Here is a 17,992-nt window from a genome sequence, read left to right as displayed (position 1 = left end):
CAAAAACCGCGCAAACGTTCCCAGAAACGTTTGCGTAAGTTTTAGCGGCTAAAAAAAGAGACCGGATTTCTTCAGTTAAACTCAAAGCAACTCCGGTTTATAGTGATTTTATTTGATACCGCGCAATTACGAAGCCGACCAGTGCACCATATCATAAGGATAATTTGGATGATTAGCGTAACCGCTATCATCAAGTCCCAATATCTTAGTTACCGCGCCGGCCTCCCAGCTCCAGTAGCCTTTATATGAGCCTTCTTTTTTATGATTTTCATACCATGAATCGTCTTTATGCAACCTGTACCATTTGTCGAGGTAAAGTTTCATTTCGCGCTCCGCATCGGCTTTAGGCATTTTTGTTAAATCATAAATATCCCTGTAAGCTTCGGTGATAAGCGTATCCGGCTGCGGGCCGCTCCCCGGCTTTTTGGTGTTGATGATATACCATAATAAGGCATCCGGTGTCCAGGTTGGGTAACTGGAACCACTATCCGACTGGCGGATATAATTAATAACCGGCTCGTATACCTCATCAGGTACATTCAGTAAGCTGCCTAAGGCTACCATATCAATCATATCGGCATAAAACGCGTCGGCATCCCAGCCTTCGCCATAGTATCCGGCAGCTGCTATATATTCATTATAACACAGGCTGATATCATTCCCGATAGAATAGTTTAAATAAACCAGGTCAAGATGTTCCATAGCAAGCACCCAGTTGTTTATCGGGCGAAACTTTTCCTGCTGTTTTAGGGTGACATTTTGTTCCTGGTACATTTTTATTATCGACTGCTTCTTATCAAACATTTTTTTAAAGAAAGCAACGTCTTTATATTCTGCTCTTAACTGCGTTTCGGGTGTTGCCGTGGTTCCACCTCCGCCAAATAATTTATCAAAAAAACCCATTTTTTAAGCTGTTTAAATTTATGAGAACCATCCTGCAATTGATTTACCAATGCCGCTTCCGGCCAGGCCTCCGATAACCCCGCCAACAATACCACCAACCACCGTACCAACCCCGGGGCATATAGCAGTACCTATCATTGCACCTATTTCGGCGCCGGCTATACCGCCGGCAAGGCCACCGGCAGCACCGCCTACCGCTTCTTTTGTTTTTTTGCCAAAACCGCCCTCTTCTTCATACGCCGAATAGATACTTACTGCATCAAGGGCGATACCAACAACTATAAGCCCCCGGCCGGCAACTTTGCCAGCCACACTTAAAGCCGGAGAACGTGCAATTGCCTGGCTTGCCTTAAACAGGCCGTCATTTGCGCCAGTGGCAATTCTGCTATTACGTACCGCCTGCGAAAAATTAGATTCGGACAAGGCTGTAAGAGGTTTTGAATTGAGCATGGACGACCTTACACCATTCATAAAATTGCCTGCCCTGCTGGTTTTTATTTCCAGGGCCTCACTTTGCCCGCGGGTAGCTTTAAAACCGTTGGAGTTTATAGTTTCTGACTGCATGGTTCCGTCGGGCTTAACCCTGATCACCTCGCGGTTCAGGCTGCCATCTGTATTTGCCAGTCTAACCCCTGCTTCGTCTGCCGGGTTTATCGCCCCGTTATTGTCGATGTGATTTCGCGTCCATCGCTCACTTAACTCGCGGCCGGTTGTCGTATTTTGTATTGATGCTGTATTGTATTTACCGTCTGTAATTTTATACCCATTATCTTTGGCATAAGCCCCGTCAATGCCCGAAGCCGTAGGTTTATCAATATCAATTACAGGATGCTCGCTTCTTACGTCGCGAAAACCTTCCTGCCGATGATAAACGTTGTCCTTCATCTCCCCGTAATTACCGTGCCTGCGGTAATCACTTTCGCTGTTGCTCCGTACCAGGCTTATCTTGCCGTTTTCAACATCATAAATGGTACCGCGCTGCAATATATCAAGGGTGTTGGTGTACGAACCATAGTTGAACGTTCCGGCACCGGCACCCGTAACAAGCGCCCCGGCTGTGCTCATACCGCTTGGCGCATTAAAGTCAACACTTATTTTGCCGCCTTGTTTGCACAACAGGTTCGCATCTTCAAATAATAATTTGTAGCCGTTAACCTTAACACCTTTATTGGTCTTGTCCCAGTAAATTGGGTCAAATTTGCAGCTGCCACCCGTTACCGAACACCTGCCCATAGGCAAAATATTTTCACCCGGCACCATATCGGCCTCACTGGCCAGGAACTCACCATAAATTTTTGTGTTATTATGATGCGTTACCTTTAACCGCACAGGAGCCGACCCTTTATCGCACTTAAGGCAGCTATTGTTTGGAATATATTTTTTTGACATCGGATATTACTTTTTGTTAGTACTAAACCTTCAGCCTTATACATGCAGTATACTGTTGCTCAGCTCGTGCTTATCAACGCGTTCCTTCGGAAGCTCATGCTGTTCAATCCGCCTGCATTGATGTGCCGTTACAACGGTATAAAATGAGGGCACATGTAATTGCAAAAACAAATCGGCCTCCTGCAGTATGTTGTTTTCAAATTTGTAAATCTCTTCCATCTCGGTTTGCAGGTCAACCTTCAGGTTATAGGTATTTGTAAGGTCTTTTAGCATCCTCACTAAAACAGGTCTTTCAAACCTTTCTTCGTCAACCTCGGCTTCGTTAATTATGGTTACGGTGTTGCCATGTTGTTCGGTAAAACTGTAGATGACGAGCGGCAGGTCAATTGTGCCGAAAAAACCTTTCAGTATCAGGGAAGAGCTTTCATTGGCTTGCCATTCCCTGTAAAACGGTTGAAAAAAGCACCGGTAATGGCTGTACCCCATAAATGATTGCAGAAAGCGTTTAGGATCCTGCAGCAATTTGTCTGTTTCGGACAGCATTACATCGATACCATCCTGCTGACGATATTTTTTGGCGATTTTTGACCGGAAGCCCTGCTGCCAGCAATTAGCGATACTATTAAAATTATTGATGCCGATAAATTTCCCTTCCAGATCTGTTATGATCTGTACCGGCGACTGGAACCATTCCATATCTGCTGCCCATTCATGGATCAGCGCCGAACCATCCATATTTTGATCAAGCAGGGTATATTCATAAACCCGTTGCTTATCGTCATGGCTAATGAGTTTTATTTCAATCCACCTGTCTTGCACAAACTCAAGTACTTTTGTGCCGATTATAGTACGGTTGGATGAGCTAAGCTGGTACCATGAACTTTGAGCTGTATTTACCGGTAATATATTCATGATCATGATTGGTTAATTTCAACATCGCCTGCTATAATATGCGCAAGACTGCCGCCATTGAGATGCATTTTGTCGGTCGAGCTGATCTCGGCCGATTTGCTGCTTGATGAAAGTTTGCCGGCCGCCGCATCAAAAGTGATGTCTTTGGCTGATGCAGAAAGTTTGATGCTTTCGGTTTCGCTGGTAAAGGCAATATCTTTTTTCGCATTTGTAGTAATACCTTCATCCTGCGCCGCTACCGCTATCGATTTTTTGGCTGTAACATTGATAACACCGTCACCCCCGCCTTCTTTGGCCGGCGATGATGTTATGTTAATGCTATTGCCCGCATTAATGTTAATATCTTTTGATACCAGCGTTAAGGTGTTTGGCGCATAAATGGTTACCGTACCGTCGCCATTAAGGGTTACCACGTTACCGCTGGGATCTTTAACGTTAATGCTGCCATTGCTATCGTCCAGTATCACGGTGTTGCCGCTTCGGGTAGTAAGCGCTTTGGTTTTATTGGTTTGACTGCCGCCTGTGCCTGTTTTACCACTAAACATGCTGCCAATAATAACCGGGCGGGCAATATTACCCTCCTCAAATGCTACCAGCACCTGGTCGCCAACTTCGGGGATAAAAACAAACCCGCGATTCTTGCTTACTTTATCCGAGCTGCCTGCGTCAGGAGAAACTACTCTAAGCCACTCGGTAACATCATTCGCGGTACATTGCCATTTAAATTTTACTTTAACGCGGCCATGCCCATCCGGGTCGGCGTTGTCGGTAACATCGGCCAGCTGCATATCCGGGTTGGGTTTTTCGGCTTCAGCAACCGGGATACGCTCCGTATCGGCAGTAACGCCTTCAAACGTATTTTGGTAATGGCCAACACCGTCGATCTGGTGATAAACCGCCGTAACCAGGAACTTGCCAAAATCCTGCAATTCAAAAGCACCTGTGCCCCTTACACTCATGCTTACATTAAGTATTTTGCCCAGGCCCACCGTGGGGTTGTCGCCATTGCCTACAATGGTAACCAATTCGGATATCAGCGCTTTTTGCTGGTTATTAACAAAATCATCTATTTCTTTTTTGTTATTTACCCTAACAGCCAATGGTTCATTATAAACTTTGCTGAAAACTTTGTTTGACGCGCTGATGGCATGCGAAAGATCCGGCGTACTGCCCGAAGAGCCTTGCGGCTCCGACGAAAGCAGTTCATCCTGCCTGGGGTTGTAAGCAAACTTGTTATGCTTTAAAGGCGCTATCTGCATTGCATATTGCAGGCTGTGCAGATCACGCCCGTAAATTAGAGCAACCTCCTCCAGCTTATCAGGCTTACCGAAATTTAGTTTAGCACCATCGTAATAAAACCATTCGTAATACTCGGCCGAAAGACGGTTGATAAACTCAAAATCGCTTTCACGATATTGAATGATATAATCAATAGGCGAAGTATTGGTTGGTTTGATATTGAGGTTCAGATCATTTGCAGGTGCATCCTGCGTAGCTAACTGAATAATGCTGCTCAGGCTTTTGTTAAGGTACGAGCCGAGATCGGGGCCCCGGTCAATCAGGATGGTCGGACTAAAGCCGCTCACCAGGATATCGCCATGAAACCCATGGCTTTGCGAAAGCTCTACCTTGGTAACAATACCGCTAAATTTATTTTCGCCGCTATCGGCTGTGCCAAATTGCACGGTAATGTTTTTACCAATAAAGTCCTTTGAGTTTTCGAGCGTAACAGCGTTGTACTCTTCAACCATATCATGGTTAAACCTGAGCTGAAAAGTATGGTGCTCATTAAAACGCTGGTCAAGGTTAAAGGTAGAGAAATGGGTGATCTGGGTACCTTCAATATTGATATCTACTTTTAGTTTCTTTTCCATAATTCGGCTATAAAATCCATTAACCTTTAACAGGCCATGGGCTGTAGTAACTTATAATTTTATATTGCCCGTTAACTTTGCCAAAAACAAACCCGTACGATGTTTCCCTGCCATTTTTTTGCTCATATTGTTGCTGCAACTCGTAAAGCTTACTACCTTTATCTGTAACTTTTGCAATAACTTTATAATAGTTTTCGTCGGTAGCGGCGTCAATTTCCGACAGATCGTCTTCTGTGCTTTTGGGTATAAGACGAAGCGCGTCAGCATTCAATATAGTAGGCTCATACTGTGGATATTCTGCTCCGCTAACCAGCCCTTCAGCAGGGTTAATCTTAGCAGATCGTAAATCTTCGTTCGACCATTGGGGTGTTGTTTGCAGCGGGAAGTAAAACATGCCGGCCAGTTGCTTTTTATTTCTTTGCAGGGCAGCGGCTTTAAACTGTTTCAGGCAGGCTCGGAACAACTGCTCGTCGGTAAGGGCCGATTTATGTACAGTTCGGGAGGCCGACTTAGCTATGGTTTTGACGGTATCAGCAACCGGGGCTTTAGGGTTACTACTGCAGCCCACGGCCGAACCTGCCAACCCGGTAGCAAGCAGTAATAATACCATATATTTAACGATCCTTTTCATTGGTTAATTTCTGGGAATACTAATCAGTGCCCTGTCTTCCATCCGTTTAAGGATAACTGCCGCGCCCATTTGCTGGGATACCGCCTCGGCATCAAAAACACCGTCTTTGACATATTTGCCCTTGACATACTGGTTCGAAAAACTCCAGAGGTAAGGCGTGTGAATGCCCTTTTTATTATAACCGAAACCGTTATATCCCTCCAGCTTTTGCAAAATAAACGGCAGGCTCCAATTGGTTACCTTATCATACTTCATCAGTTTAATAGCATCAACAGCGCTCTCCTCAAAAGTAAACGGAGGGCCATGACCCACCTTTGGGCGATTGGCGGGCACCTGTACCGTATAACCGGTAAGCGGATCGCCGTTGTGCAGGTGTTTTTTGAAACTGAACGAACACTCCATATAATGTACGCAGGCAATAAAATACCAGGGGATAGCTCCGCCGCCGCCAAAAAGGTTCATAAACGCGAACGGATCGTTTGGGGTAAACCTCCCGGTGTCAAAAAAATTAGCTCCCAAAAGGCCGGTTGTCATCTGCGGTTTGGTCATCATATCCAAAACACTTTCGGGTTTGGCATTAGCCGCCGTTGGGTTTAATGATAGCGGTGTAGTGTTATAACGATCAAAAAAAGGAGTGTAGACCGATGCGAAAAGATTTTTATTTCCGGCAGCCGACGGCGCATTAGTACCAAGGCGTACCAGGTTTGAAATACTTTCGTAACGGGGGCGGTTTACGGTTACCTTTTCATCGATGATCTTATCGACAGCAGCGATTTTTTCCTTTTTAATAACACAGGTATTAAAAAGCTGCACGTATTCCATGGGGGTTGGAACCGACGATTTTTTCACCTTTTTCTTTGTAGTGGGTAAGGCTGGGTTTATTATTCTCTTCTTTCTTTTCATAAGGTTTATAACTGAACCTAAACAAAAGCTGTAAAAAGAACACGGAGGAAAATATGTTACTATCTCCTCCGTATCTTTTTAAAAGACAGTACAAATCAATTGTACTGAGATATTATTTAGGCCAGTCGTTTTCGTGCTCGGCGTTGCCTATTTTCAGCTTACGCGCCGATATCACAAAGCTTAACGACATTGGGTTGTTACCGATAATCGATATCCCCTCGTTATATTGAATGATGTAACCATCCTCAAAATTAAGCTCCTTCATTTTGGCATCTTCTTCAGATTTTTTGAAGGTGATAGTGCCATGAATTGGCTTGTACTGGCTGTTCACCATCGATTCGATAACCGAAGTATCTTCGGTTGATTCAACCTCAACCTGGATGGTACCACCATATACACCTGATGACGGACGGCCTTTTGAATCAACGTCCCTGTTTAATGAATAGCTGCACTGCAGCACGTCGAATTCTTTCGATCCTAAACTAATTCTTGCTTTGAAAGCCATGATCAATAAAGTTTTAAGTAGATAAATAAATTAAGTGCCCCTTCGGCACAAACAGATAACAAAATCGGCCGGGCTTAGTTTTTACCTGGCCAGTCGTTCACGTGCTCGGCGCTTCCCAGTTTCAACTTGCGGGCCGAGATTACAAACTTCAAGCTCATGGGAGTTGCGCCTGTAATGTCGATACCTTCAGAATACTTCACGATGTAGCCATCTTCAAAAGACAACTCTTTCATCTTAGCGTCTTCCTCAGATTTTTTGATCAGCAAAGTTCCGGCAATCGGTTTGTACTGGTTGTTAACCATTGATTCGATAATGGAGGTGTCTTCAGTCGACTCGATCTCGATATCGATAGTACCGCCGTAAATACCTGAGGACGGGCGTCCTTTTGAGTCTACATCGCGGTTTAATGCATAGGAGCAAGTGAGCACATCGTAGTCCTTGCCCGAAAAATTTAATCTTGCTTTGAAAGCCATAATGATAAATTTTAAGAGGTTAATAATTTAAAGTAGATGCTTTGCGCATTACTTTAATAACTACAATGTAATTAATTTATTGTTTTGAGAAAATATTAAATATTTATTTAAATAAGTTTTAACCCAAAAGAATATAATTTTTGAATCCACTTTTTACTGTACTCATTATCGAGGTTATAGAGATGCCCGATGGTACTGGTATGCACAGGCTTGATGCCGCGCTTTTCGAGGGTTAGTTTTTTTACTGCCAGATAGGTTGGCTTCATATCAACCTGCCAGTCCTGCCAGGCAGCTTCATCCAATATAGAAACCACACGTCCTGACCGGCCATTGAAATTAATCGACGAGCCGCTGATAAAAACCTGGTCGGGCATAAAAACGCGATCAAAAAAACCTTTAATTTTTGAGTTGATCGAATCTTTATAAACCGGGCAAAATATAACCACATGCGATGCCCATTTTATCGCGTTTACAGCTTGCACCAGGTCGGGTTCGGGCTCGTTATTGCTTAGCGTGAATTGCTTGTTGGGATTAAATTTAAGATCGGCGATGGCTATCTCTTTTACTACAGCTTCGGCGGCCTGGGCCCCGTCTTTATAAGCATTGATCAATGCCGCTGTGGTTGGTGTTTTATCTATATCTGCATTAATGATCAATAGCTGCCTCATCAATGCAAACATAAACCATATTTAACAATAAATAAAGTTAGGCCTTCGGTTAAATTAACCTAAAATGCACACAGCGCTGGTTTAACGGTTGAATATCGCTTTTAAAACCCGCCTCCTAACAAGAGGCACCTACGGAGCCAATATATTGTTTTGCACATATCCGATATCGCTCCAGTAGGTGCTTCCTTATTTTAAAAGGGACTCATTACCACTTCACAACGTTGTGTACCGCGATATTACTGCTGTTTATATTCGCTGTTCCAGGTTGGGCTTGCATCCTCACCTTTTTGCCCGTCAAGCTTTACCACAAAGCTTTTAGCGGGAAAATATGGCGTGATATTAATATCAAGGTGAATGCGGTCCTTTTGCTGTTCATCGCGCTCAAACCTGATTATTTTAAAGCGTTCGATAAGCCTGTCGGGCCCCTGGATGTTATCCAAAAACTTCACAATTTGCGAGCGCAGGTCCTGCTCTGTTTTTGAAGTCCAGTTTTCAAAAGCTCGGCGGTTCAAAAAGTCGAATAATACTTTGGTGATATAATCAAATACCCTCACTACCGAATAGGTTTGCAAACCGATATTATCGCCGTTAAACAAAGTTTTGGCCGAGAATGCCATTACCTTGCCATACTCATTCACCATGGGTACCAGGCCAATGCGCTCCAGGTGCGAGATCTCGCTCTTTTTAAGGTCAAAGCGTACACCATCCACCTCGTTAACCGCTCCGTGTTTTTTACCGGCGGTAACCTGCGACATCAGCGTATAATACATTTTACCGGCCAATGCTGCCGAGCCCGGGATATACAGGTCATCCTCTTCACCCGCTTCGGCAACTTTGCCGCGGCCTACCAGCCAGTTACAGGTCATGATGGTGTTTGATTTAAAGGCATCGCCACCGGTTAAATTGGCTGATGTAAACAGGTCTATCACATCATCCGGTTGTTCAAGATCCGCAAAATCGGTCACCAGCATTACTTTATTATCATAGGCTATTTTTGACCAGCGTTCAACTACCTTGTTTGAGCCAAGGTAGCCGGGTACAACCAGGATTGAATAATTTTGACGAAGATCCAGCCTGTCATAATTTTGCTTGAGTTCATTTGCAGCATATTCAATAAAGCGTGGGTTATCAAGCTCTTTCAACTGATCGATCGTGGCATTCATTAATACCACATTCTTCAGCTTATCCTGTTCGGTGTTTTTATAAAACAAATGCACTGTACGGTAAGCCTGTTCCAGCTCGCGGGTGCTTTCCAATACATTGAGTAAATTTTTGTTCAGGTTTTCTTCAACGCTTTGCAGTTTTTCGGCGCTTTTCTGAATAGTATCGCTAACTGATTCGCCGCTTTCCAAAGCTTCTATCCATTGATTAAGCTTCAGCTTAAGTTCTTCGCGCTCCCCTTTCTTCTCATCATCAGTTAAAAAGATCTGTTTACGGGCTTTGCGTTCGGGGTTCAGGTTTTGAAGGCCATCAATAGTAGCTTCCAGCAAATCAAAACCACCAACTTTTGATAGTTTATCTAAACTGGTTGATAGAGGTGCCGCGCCGCTTCTTTCTTTTATTTTAAGAGCCTGGTCTGTTGAATTTTCATTCAGGATCTGCTCGTTTGGTGTTGCCATGATCGTGTTGTTAAATGTTTAGGATTAGCTAATTATTGGTCAAGCTCGGTTACTATATTTTTTAACGCCTCAATAAAGGCCTGTTTGGTTTCGGCGTTATCAAGGGTTGACTTCAGCGTTTTGTTGGTTTTCAGCTGCTTCATGATATTGAGGTACATCTCGCGCTGAATATTAAGTTTATGCAGGTATTTACTTTGTTGTACCAGGTTTTTGGGGGCAAAATCGCCAAGATTGTTAAAGTGCAGCGTTTCGGTAACATTTGATCCGTTTTCTCTTTCAAGCTCAACACTTACTTTTGGCTTGTAATGAGCAAAAACCTCTTCAACATTTTTAAGTCCCTCAACCTTCTCAGGTCTCAGCGGCTCATTATCAGTTAATTTTTGAATAAACAAAGTTTTATTGGGAGCTATCTCACCAAATGCTTCTGAGGAATCAACTTTTGTTTCGTTTCCCCCTATTTCGTAATTAAACATAGCTTTATTTAATAAATGATAAGTATGAAAGTGTTTATGTTATAATGCAATAACTATAAAATTGTTTTTAACAGTATGTATTTCAGTTAAATTACTTAACTAATGCTCCACAATAATTCAGTATCATCACTTTTTTTATCTATGGCGATAGTATTTCCTTTTTTCAGTTCGCCCGAAATAATATAGCGTGATATTGGCCTGCGCAATTGGTTACGGATCACCGCCGATAGCTGCCGTGCACCATATTTGGGTGTAAAACCGCTTAAAGCCAGCATATTTTTGGCTTCGGCACTTAACTGCATGTTTATGCCCATTTTTTCAAGCGCCTGTATAAGGCTTTTGAGCTGGATCTCAAAGATGCGTACTACATTTTCTTCATGTATAGGTGCAAAGGGTACAATTTCTGATAACCGCGCCAAAAACTCCGGCCTGAACTTATTGGCCATCACTTCCATCAATTGGTTTGATGTAGGCATATGCCCCCGGCTAATTTGCTCAGATACCCACTCGCTGCCAAGGTTTGAGGTAAATAGCACCAGCGCGTTTGAAAAATCGCCTTGCTTGCCCAGCCTGTCGTGCATATGCCCTTCATCCAGGATCTGTAAAAAGATATCAAATACCGATGGGTGTGCCTTTTCAATTTCATCAAACAGCACAACCGAATAAGGTTGCTGCCTTATTTTGTTTACGAGCAAGCCGCCCTCTTCATACCCCACATAGCCCGGCGGCGCGCCATACAGCAATGCGGCCGAATGCTCCTCCTTAAACTCCGACATATCAAAGCGGATCATCGCTTTTTCGTCATTAAATAAAAACTCGGCTATTGATTTGGCCAGCTCCGTTTTACCGGTGCCTGTTGGGCCAAGCAAAAAGAATGAGCCGATGGGCTGCCCTTTTTTGTTCAGTCCGCTCCGCGATTCGAGTATGGCATCAGAAACGGCTTTCAACGCCTGGTCCTGCCCAACAACCCGTTTTTTCAGGAAGCCTTCCATGCCTAAAAGCCTTTCTTTCTCTTGTGCCTGGATCTTGCCTAAGGGAATGCCTGTTTTATAGGAGATAATAGCGGCAATATCATGTTTATCTACTACCTCGGTTTTATTTTGAGCCAATTCCTCAAGCCGGCTCAAATTGCGTTCAAAGTAAGCGATGTATTCATCAGGCGTTTCAAAAGTATCAACCTGGGTTTCATCTTCCAGCTGCCCTAACAACACCGCGCTTATTTTATTGCGATACACGGTGTAAAGCCATTTGTACGCTCCGATCAAATCACCCGCATCATTCAGTGCTTTTAATTCGTTCAGTTCGGTGCGGAGTTCGGAAAGGGCAGTATCGGTGGTATCGTTCATTAAACGGATAGCAGCCATGGTACGGTCGAGCAGGTCGAAGGCAGAGTCGGGCAGGCGACGGTCTTTCATATACCGCTGCGCCAGTCTAACGCACTCTTCGGCAGTATTATCGTCTATCTTTAAGTTGTGGTGCTCCTCATATTGGGGCACCAGTTTTTTAAGCATTTTAATAGCTGTAGGCGTATCGGGCTCATTTACCTGCAGCACCTCAAACCGGCGGCTAAATGCCTGTTCGGGCTCAATCACTTTGCGGTATTCGTCGATGGTAGTGGCACCAATCACCGTTATTTCGCCGCGGGCAAGTTCCGGTTTCAGCAGGTTGCCAACACCGCCGCCTATCGGCCCTTTATTATCAAGCAGTGTATGGATCTCATCAATAAACAGAATAGCTTTTTCAAACTGCTTTATCTCGCGCAGGATGTTTTTTAACCTGTCTTCAATTTCTCCTTTGTAAGATGCCCCCGCGATCAATGAACCCAGATCAAGTTCAAAAAGCTGTACATTCTTAAGCGATGCCGGTACCTGTCCGTTTACAATGCTAAGCGCGAACCCGTCAACCAGGGCTGTTTTGCCAACGCCCGCATCGCCGGTGATCATTACATTGGGCTTGGTGCGCCGGCTCAGGATCTCCATCACCATCCGTGTTTCACGCTCCCGGCCTATGATGGGATCTACCTTACCCTGTTTGGCCAGGCTTGTGCGGTCTACACAGTATTTGAGTAATGCTGTTGTTTGTTTGGGTACATCGCTGCCGTTTGTGGCCTGCGCAGAGGGATTTACCGCATGGTTAACATCCTCATTACTCAAATAAATATCCAGCAACTCGCGTTCTTTTACCGGGAAAGATTTTAGCTGGTTAGCATCAAAACCCACATTGGGCTTTATTAACGCAATCAACACACAAACGGGCGTAATCAAATCCTGGCCTAATTTTATGCGCACATTATCGGCTTCTTCAAATACCTGCTTTACCTGGCTGTTACCTAACATTTCGTCGGGCACGGTTAACGCGGCCGAATAATCTTCAATGCGTACTTCGGCCCAATCGCTTATATAAGCCGTGTCCTTCCCGATGGATTGAAGCAGGTTCTTCAACCCCACTTCCTGGTGCATCAAGCCTTTTAAAAGGTGCGCCGGACCGAATTCCTTATGGTGATATTCTTTGGCTAATGACTGCGCTACCCGCACCGCCGTTTTCACCGACTCGCTTAAATTAACTATATTCATATGCTATTGCAGGTTAGCCTGGGTTATATAATAATAGGTTTTGCCGTTTGACGTAAAGTGTTGGTTGGTAATAGCAGCCTGTTTAATAACATCACTGCTATGGATCAAATAGTGGATATATGCCTCAAACTGCGCCTGCGGCATATCATCGTTGTGTTTAAGATCATTCACCTTTTTATTATAGAAATCTTTTTTGCCGGGTAAGGGCAAACTGGTAACCCGCAGAAAATAATCGGCCAGGGTCATGTCTTTAATATCACCGCCAGATAAGTTAAGTCCTAAATGCTTGGCAGCGATATCAACGTAGTTATCAACCAATTTTGAGCGGTAATCGGACGCGTCCCGCTGCAGGTTTTCGCCTATCATGAGCGACAGCAGATCTGTCAGCTGCTTATAATCCTGCTCGTTCAATATCAGCAGGTATTGCAGCTGCCCCTTGCTTTCATTTACCAGGTTCCTGGGTGCTTCGGCGCTGAGGTAATATTTGAAAGCGTTATGCGGCATATTGTTTCCCAAATCGGTTGATGGCTGCCCCTGCTGCTGCATAACCAGCGGCTGTACATAACGGTTTTCGCGCCCGGTAAGCCTGAATGCGCTGTCGAGCGTATGGATCTGGTTACGGATATCATAATCTGTTTCGCGCATCAGGCGTTCAACTGCCAAACTCATGGCCTGGTTTGATTTTACTACTCTCTTGGGCGGAAATACCACAGCGCCCTGGATCAGGCTCTTTTTGGGATAATCGAGGTAAAAGGAAACCGAATCAGACAGTGATGTATTGAATTGCTGCACGTTGGTAAGGCCTTCTCCATTCACCATGCGCTGTTTTTTATAATCGGCCAGCTTTACCGCAGATTGTGATACAATTTGTCTTGCCTGGATTACAAAATCATTGTAGATAGGGTTGTAATCGCTAAATACCTGGATAGCTAACAAGCGGGCGTTGGCGGCCGCTATCTGACTGGCCACCGTATTAACCCCTACCGAATTACGATCTAAAGCACCGGTGGCACCAATCAGGATGACCAGGTTGGTTTCGTCGGGATGATTGCCAAAAAGGCTTAAGCCCGTGCGGATACCGTCAAAAACAGGTTGGGAACTTATCACCGGGGCACAGTTACCTGTTACTGTTGACTGTGATTCGAGGTATTTTACCAGGTTACGATAATCGGCGTTAAGCGGGGTTGACTGGATGCCCCCGGTTTGACAGCCGGACGCGTTACGGTAAACTACAGCCCCATATCTAACCTGGTTACCCCTGGCATGCGCATCAAAAATATCTTCAAATGATTGAATAGTGCTGGTAATACCCGAAAAATAATTGCGCATAGGGCTGCCGCCATCAACCACAAACACAATGTTAACGTGGTGAACATTGCTGCGGATCTTGAGATAATCCTTATATGCTAAATGCCCGCCTTTGATATTAAGCACACTGTTATGGCTTTTATCATAAACATCGGTTGCGAAGCCGAGGCTAAGATTACCCGAAGCAGATGAGCTTACAGGCATGCTCAATAACAAGGGAGCATTATCGGCCAGTAAGGGATCAAAAGCAAAATAGCCCGTACCTCCCTTGCTATTATTGGTTTTCAGGGAACTGTTGATATACCTTGCAATAGAATCATTGATCAACGGCTGGTTTTCCCTTGCCGACCCGATATATAGCCTATCGCCCCAGCTATGAACGGCGTCGGCGGCTATCCAGCCATAAACACTGCCAGCTGCATTATCGGCAATCAACTGCGGATCGGACCCTACCAATACTTTTTTTCCGTCGTCAGATTTTTTGTATACATAAACTACATTGTGCAGGGCCACTTTGGTTTTTTTCTGGCTTTGATCGGGCCCGGCAAAAATGTAAGCGGAATCAGTTTTGTCATAATAATAATCGGGCATAGTGAGCGGACCGGCACCACTTATAATGGTGATATATTTTTCGGGATAACCATTTGTGCTGGTAAAAGCCGACTGCCAGGGCAACACCTTTGAAATGCTGATCCATCCGTAACTTTGCGAGCCTTTTTTATTGGTAAGCTTTTTACCTTGTACCATGCCGGCCTGGTACTTAATTAGTTTTATAAACCCGTTTTTTTGTTCACTTACATAAAAAGGCTCCATGAAACTTATTTTTTTCATTACCAGCGTTCCGCCCGGCGAGGTATATGTATAATTTTCGGCCCTGTCCGAAAATACGATCCATGGCAGGGAAGTACGGTCGTCGGTATTGTAAATGCTGGTACGCTCATCAGGTTTTTCAAAAGCTTTGGGTAGCGTTACCACTGTTTTGCCAAGCGATACCGGCGATTGCGCCCGGGCCGCAATTACTATACAGGTTAAAAAAACGAAGCTTAATATATTTTTCATGTTGGTTGATGCAAATAGGTTTTAAAATGGATTATCTGGGCCTCTTTTCGGGAGCGGCAGTGGTTGCATGCTGCCTTACCGAAAGCATGCTTGAACAGTTTGATTTTGGCTTTAGGGTAACCTGTGCTTCGTCAACACTGATGCCACCTCCAAAAGTTAACCGCATACAGTAGGAATAAAAATCAGTCCGTTTGCTCTCGCCATTATCTTCAAGGTTTACGGTAACTTTCTCATCTCCGCAGAAATACCTCCTAACCAGGTAATAATAATGGCGGTTAAAATCACCGCCGTTGGCTATGGCCTGCAGGTGTGCCCTGATATCATCGATTACACGGCGCTCACTTTCACCAGGGTTTACGATCTGGTTGGCAAATGTTGAATCGGGATTGGTAATACGCATGCGGTGATAGACCGGGCGCCTGCTTTTATCCGTGCTCAGTTTGATGAAATAGGTACCGGGGTTATGAAAGGTGTAGAGTGCAGTTGGTCCTTTAACATCCACCCGGCCGGTTTCCCCAAATGACCATTCAAAAATCCGGGCGTTACCCTGCGCCTCAAGTCTTACCTGTTCATTTACAATTCCCTGTGTGGGGCCGTTAATTGTAATCAGGGTATCGGCAGCTATGGTTGGGGTACTATCTTTTACGCTAACCGGGAATTGCTGCGTCAAATTGCCGTCAACTGTAAGCCGTATGATATAGTCGCCTGTTTTTTTAAAGCGGTAGCTCCCGTTTTGTTGAATTGATTTATCGCCATTGCCGAACTCCCAAAGCCAGCTTTTTGCATTAGCCGTATTATCCGAGTAAACCAGGTGCTCGTTCAGGGCTATCTCGTCCTTCAGGATACGGGCGTTGATCACTCTCTTTTCAAACAATGAACTACGCAGCAGGAAAATGATACCGGCAATAACAACTACACCAGTAAAAATGTATAAAAAGGTGTAGGTGTTCCGGTTAGTATCGACGGGCCTCCCGTCGTTGTAATCGTTTTTCATTTTGCTTAGGTTATATATGGTAGATGTATGATGATGCTTACCGGGCCATGCTCATGTTTTGCTGCAATTGCCGCTGTGCAATGTGGCAGTCATCAACCGATCCTTTTATGTTCCTGATATCGTTATAATTGCCCGTTAGTTCGCGCTTATCATAAAAAAGTGCCTGCAACAGTTTTGAAGCGTGGATAAAGCATTTATACCGCGCATCATATGGGCGGCGGTTGTAATATGACTTTATGGCACCTATTGAACCGCTGATATCATTCTCCAAAAAAACGGCCTGCACGTTGGGGTTAAACTTTACTATTTTATAATACGTTGTATCAACGGTTGGTAACGCTTCGGTAACAAGGCTTTCAAACTGCTCTTCTTCGTTTACTTTTCTAGCAAACTCGCTTTTTGATACTAACCCTTCGTTGCCATAATTATAAAATATAGCCACGCACAATATCACCGACGTCACTAAAAACATCCCCATGAAAAACAGGAATTTTTCTCTCCGTTCTTTTAAACTAAATTTTAACATATGGCTTATTAATGCGGATAGTGATGGTTTAACTGGTTAATAGCCGATTTATTTACCCGGCTGCACGACTCTAACTGTGAGCGAAGGCTTTCAATCTGGAAACGTGTGGTAAAAAGCGAATCTTTGATGCTGGCAATGGTTTCAATATCGTTGCTGAGCTTTTTATACAACTCAAAACTTTTAAGCGGGTAAGGGTTACTTTGCAGCCGCTCACGGATATGCTGATTACTCTCCTGGATATCATTAAGCAGTACCGTTTGGTTATTAAGCTCCTGCGAGTTCATTTTTGCATACTGCGAGAGTTGCTGCATGCGCAGCAGGATCAATTCAAAGCTGTTATTGATATCGGTACGGAGCGCTATCAGCTGATCTGTTTTTTTAACGCGGGCATTTAATAATTCAAGCTCACGGCCCGAGGTTGCAAAAAAGAAGTAAACGATAATGATGGCAAAACCCAGTAATGTAATAAGGTACATCATGAATTTGCGATAAGCCCGGTTTAGGTCGTTATTGTTTACAGGTTTCATCTAATATTATAGTATCGGTTCGGTTTATTTACAGCTAAAAAAGCTGCATTTATAATATTTAACTCATATTTATTAATTAACCAATAGTGTAATAATTATCAAAAAATCAATACTTTATCAACTATTTGTAACCAATAAAACATATCTACAACTATTTTCGAAAATAAATGTTTATAAAAAGTTGAAATTTAACACAGACGCAATCCAATAATATCATTTATGCTAAACCCGCTTTATTCAAAACCGCTCCGCTTTAGCCATATCAATAATGGCCAGGACCTTGATAAACAAGACCTTGGCGCGTCTATATCGCAATACATCGAACTCATTATTTTTACCCGTTTTGGCGAGCACCGCTACAACCCCGAATTTGGCTGCGAGATCTGGGATATGGATTTTGAACTCATTATGAGTGAGAATATTTGGGAAGAAAAGCTGAGGCAATCGTTGTTGCGCTCCATCAGCAAATTTGAAAACAGGATCTATGATATTGATATCGACGTGAACATTACCGAGATCAACAAATTTTACCCCTTGCGCAATGTGAGCGAAATAAAAAAGAAAGTAGATATTACTATTAAAGGCAAACTGAACAAAACCGGCGAAACATATTTGTTCAAAACTGCTTTATTCCTAAGCCCGCTATCAGCATAAA

General features: G+C 43.9%; 17 protein-coding genes. 1 reads left to right on the top strand and 16 read right to left on the bottom strand.

Annotation, left to right across the window (positions count from 1 at the left end):
* Nucleotides 1-126: 126 nt before the first annotated feature.
* The 16 genes from IEX80_RS11245 to IEX80_RS11170 all read right to left on the bottom strand — a co-directional run bounded on the left by IEX80_RS11245 (nucleotide 127) and on the right by IEX80_RS11170 (nucleotide 17,337).
* Nucleotides 127-903, bottom strand: a complete 777-nt coding sequence (locus IEX80_RS11245; protein WP_188832942.1) for a PoNe immunity protein domain-containing protein — start codon at nucleotides 901-903, stop codon at nucleotides 127-129.
* A gap of 18 nt (nucleotides 904-921) precedes the next feature.
* Entirely contained in the window at nucleotides 922-2,292 is a 1,371-nt protein-coding gene (locus IEX80_RS11240) for a PAAR-like protein (protein WP_090531678.1), read from the bottom strand.
* Nucleotides 2,293-2,328: 36 nt separating this feature from the next.
* Complete coding sequence (locus IEX80_RS11235; protein ID WP_139160016.1) at nucleotides 2,329-3,204, bottom strand: hypothetical protein; 876 nt, start codon at nucleotides 3,202-3,204, stop codon at nucleotides 2,329-2,331.
* Nucleotides 3,205-3,206: 2 nt separating this feature from the next.
* Nucleotides 3,207-5,078 (bottom strand): type VI secretion system Vgr family protein, encoded by a 1,872-nt coding sequence (locus tag IEX80_RS11230; RefSeq protein WP_188832941.1) that lies wholly within the window; start codon nucleotides 5,076-5,078, stop codon nucleotides 3,207-3,209.
* Between the two features lie 19 nt (nucleotides 5,079-5,097).
* Nucleotides 5,098-5,709, bottom strand: coding sequence for a hypothetical protein (locus tag IEX80_RS11225; protein ID WP_188832940.1), 612 nt, complete (start codon nucleotides 5,707-5,709; stop codon nucleotides 5,098-5,100).
* Between the two features lie 3 nt (nucleotides 5,710-5,712).
* A complete protein-coding gene (locus IEX80_RS11220) occupies nucleotides 5,713-6,612 on the bottom strand; it encodes a hypothetical protein (protein ID WP_176622930.1) in 900 nt (299 codons plus the stop codon).
* Between the two features lie 112 nt (nucleotides 6,613-6,724).
* Entirely contained in the window at nucleotides 6,725-7,117 is a 393-nt protein-coding gene (tssD, locus tag IEX80_RS11215) for a type VI secretion system tube protein TssD (protein ID WP_090531686.1), read from the bottom strand.
* Nucleotides 7,118-7,191: 74 nt separating this feature from the next.
* Entirely contained in the window at nucleotides 7,192-7,590 is a 399-nt protein-coding gene (tssD, locus tag IEX80_RS11210; RefSeq protein WP_090531688.1) for a type VI secretion system tube protein TssD, read from the bottom strand.
* A 107-nt stretch (nucleotides 7,591-7,697) separates the two neighbouring features.
* Nucleotides 7,698-8,270: an NAD(P)H-dependent oxidoreductase gene (locus IEX80_RS11205; protein WP_188832939.1), complete on the bottom strand. Its 573-nt coding sequence runs from the start codon at nucleotides 8,268-8,270 to the stop codon at nucleotides 7,698-7,700.
* A 224-nt stretch (nucleotides 8,271-8,494) separates the two neighbouring features.
* Entirely contained in the window at nucleotides 8,495-9,877 is a 1,383-nt protein-coding gene (locus IEX80_RS11200; RefSeq protein ID WP_176622928.1) for a DUF5458 family protein, read from the bottom strand.
* Nucleotides 9,878-9,909: 32 nt separating this feature from the next.
* Nucleotides 9,910-10,350: a type VI secretion system contractile sheath small subunit gene (locus IEX80_RS11195; protein WP_188832938.1), complete on the bottom strand. Its 441-nt coding sequence runs from the start codon at nucleotides 10,348-10,350 to the stop codon at nucleotides 9,910-9,912.
* A 95-nt stretch (nucleotides 10,351-10,445) separates the two neighbouring features.
* Nucleotides 10,446-12,923, bottom strand: coding sequence for an ATP-dependent Clp protease ATP-binding subunit (locus IEX80_RS11190; RefSeq protein ID WP_188832937.1), 2,478 nt, complete (start codon nucleotides 12,921-12,923; stop codon nucleotides 10,446-10,448).
* 3 nt (nucleotides 12,924-12,926) lie between these two features.
* Nucleotides 12,927-15,290 carry a type VI secretion system protein TssR domain-containing protein gene (tssR, locus tag IEX80_RS11185; protein WP_188832936.1) on the bottom strand — a complete coding sequence of 788 codons (2,364 nt, stop codon included), beginning with the start codon at nucleotides 15,288-15,290 and terminating at the stop codon, nucleotides 12,927-12,929.
* 31 nt (nucleotides 15,291-15,321) lie between these two features.
* On the bottom strand, nucleotides 15,322-16,284 hold the full coding sequence (locus IEX80_RS11180) for a PKD domain-containing protein (protein ID WP_090531699.1): 963 nt from the start codon (nucleotides 16,282-16,284) through the stop codon (nucleotides 15,322-15,324).
* Nucleotides 16,285-16,321: 37 nt separating this feature from the next.
* Entirely contained in the window at nucleotides 16,322-16,810 is a 489-nt protein-coding gene (locus tag IEX80_RS11175) for a type VI secretion system transmembrane protein TssO (protein WP_188832935.1), read from the bottom strand.
* An 8-nt stretch (nucleotides 16,811-16,818) separates the two neighbouring features.
* The gene (locus IEX80_RS11170) at nucleotides 16,819-17,337 is read right to left on the bottom strand and encodes a type VI secretion system TssO (protein ID WP_188832934.1); all 519 of its coding nucleotides are present in this window, start codon (nucleotides 17,335-17,337) and stop codon (nucleotides 16,819-16,821) included.
* 219 nt (nucleotides 17,338-17,556) lie between these two features.
* Here IEX80_RS11170 and IEX80_RS11165 point away from each other — a divergent pair, with 219 nt between their 5' ends.
* Nucleotides 17,557-17,991 carry a GPW/gp25 family protein gene (locus IEX80_RS11165; protein ID WP_188832933.1) on the top strand — a complete coding sequence of 145 codons (435 nt, stop codon included), beginning with the start codon at nucleotides 17,557-17,559 and terminating at the stop codon, nucleotides 17,989-17,991.
* Nucleotide 17,992: the final 1 nt, after the last annotated feature.

Origin of the sequence: Mucilaginibacter rubeus (genome assembly GCF_014643835.1) — a bacterium.
Taxonomy (GTDB): domain Bacteria; phylum Bacteroidota; class Bacteroidia; order Sphingobacteriales; family Sphingobacteriaceae; genus Mucilaginibacter; species Mucilaginibacter rubeus.
The sequence above is the reverse complement of the archived record's forward strand: the minus strand, read 5'-3'. Positions and strand labels throughout refer to the sequence as shown.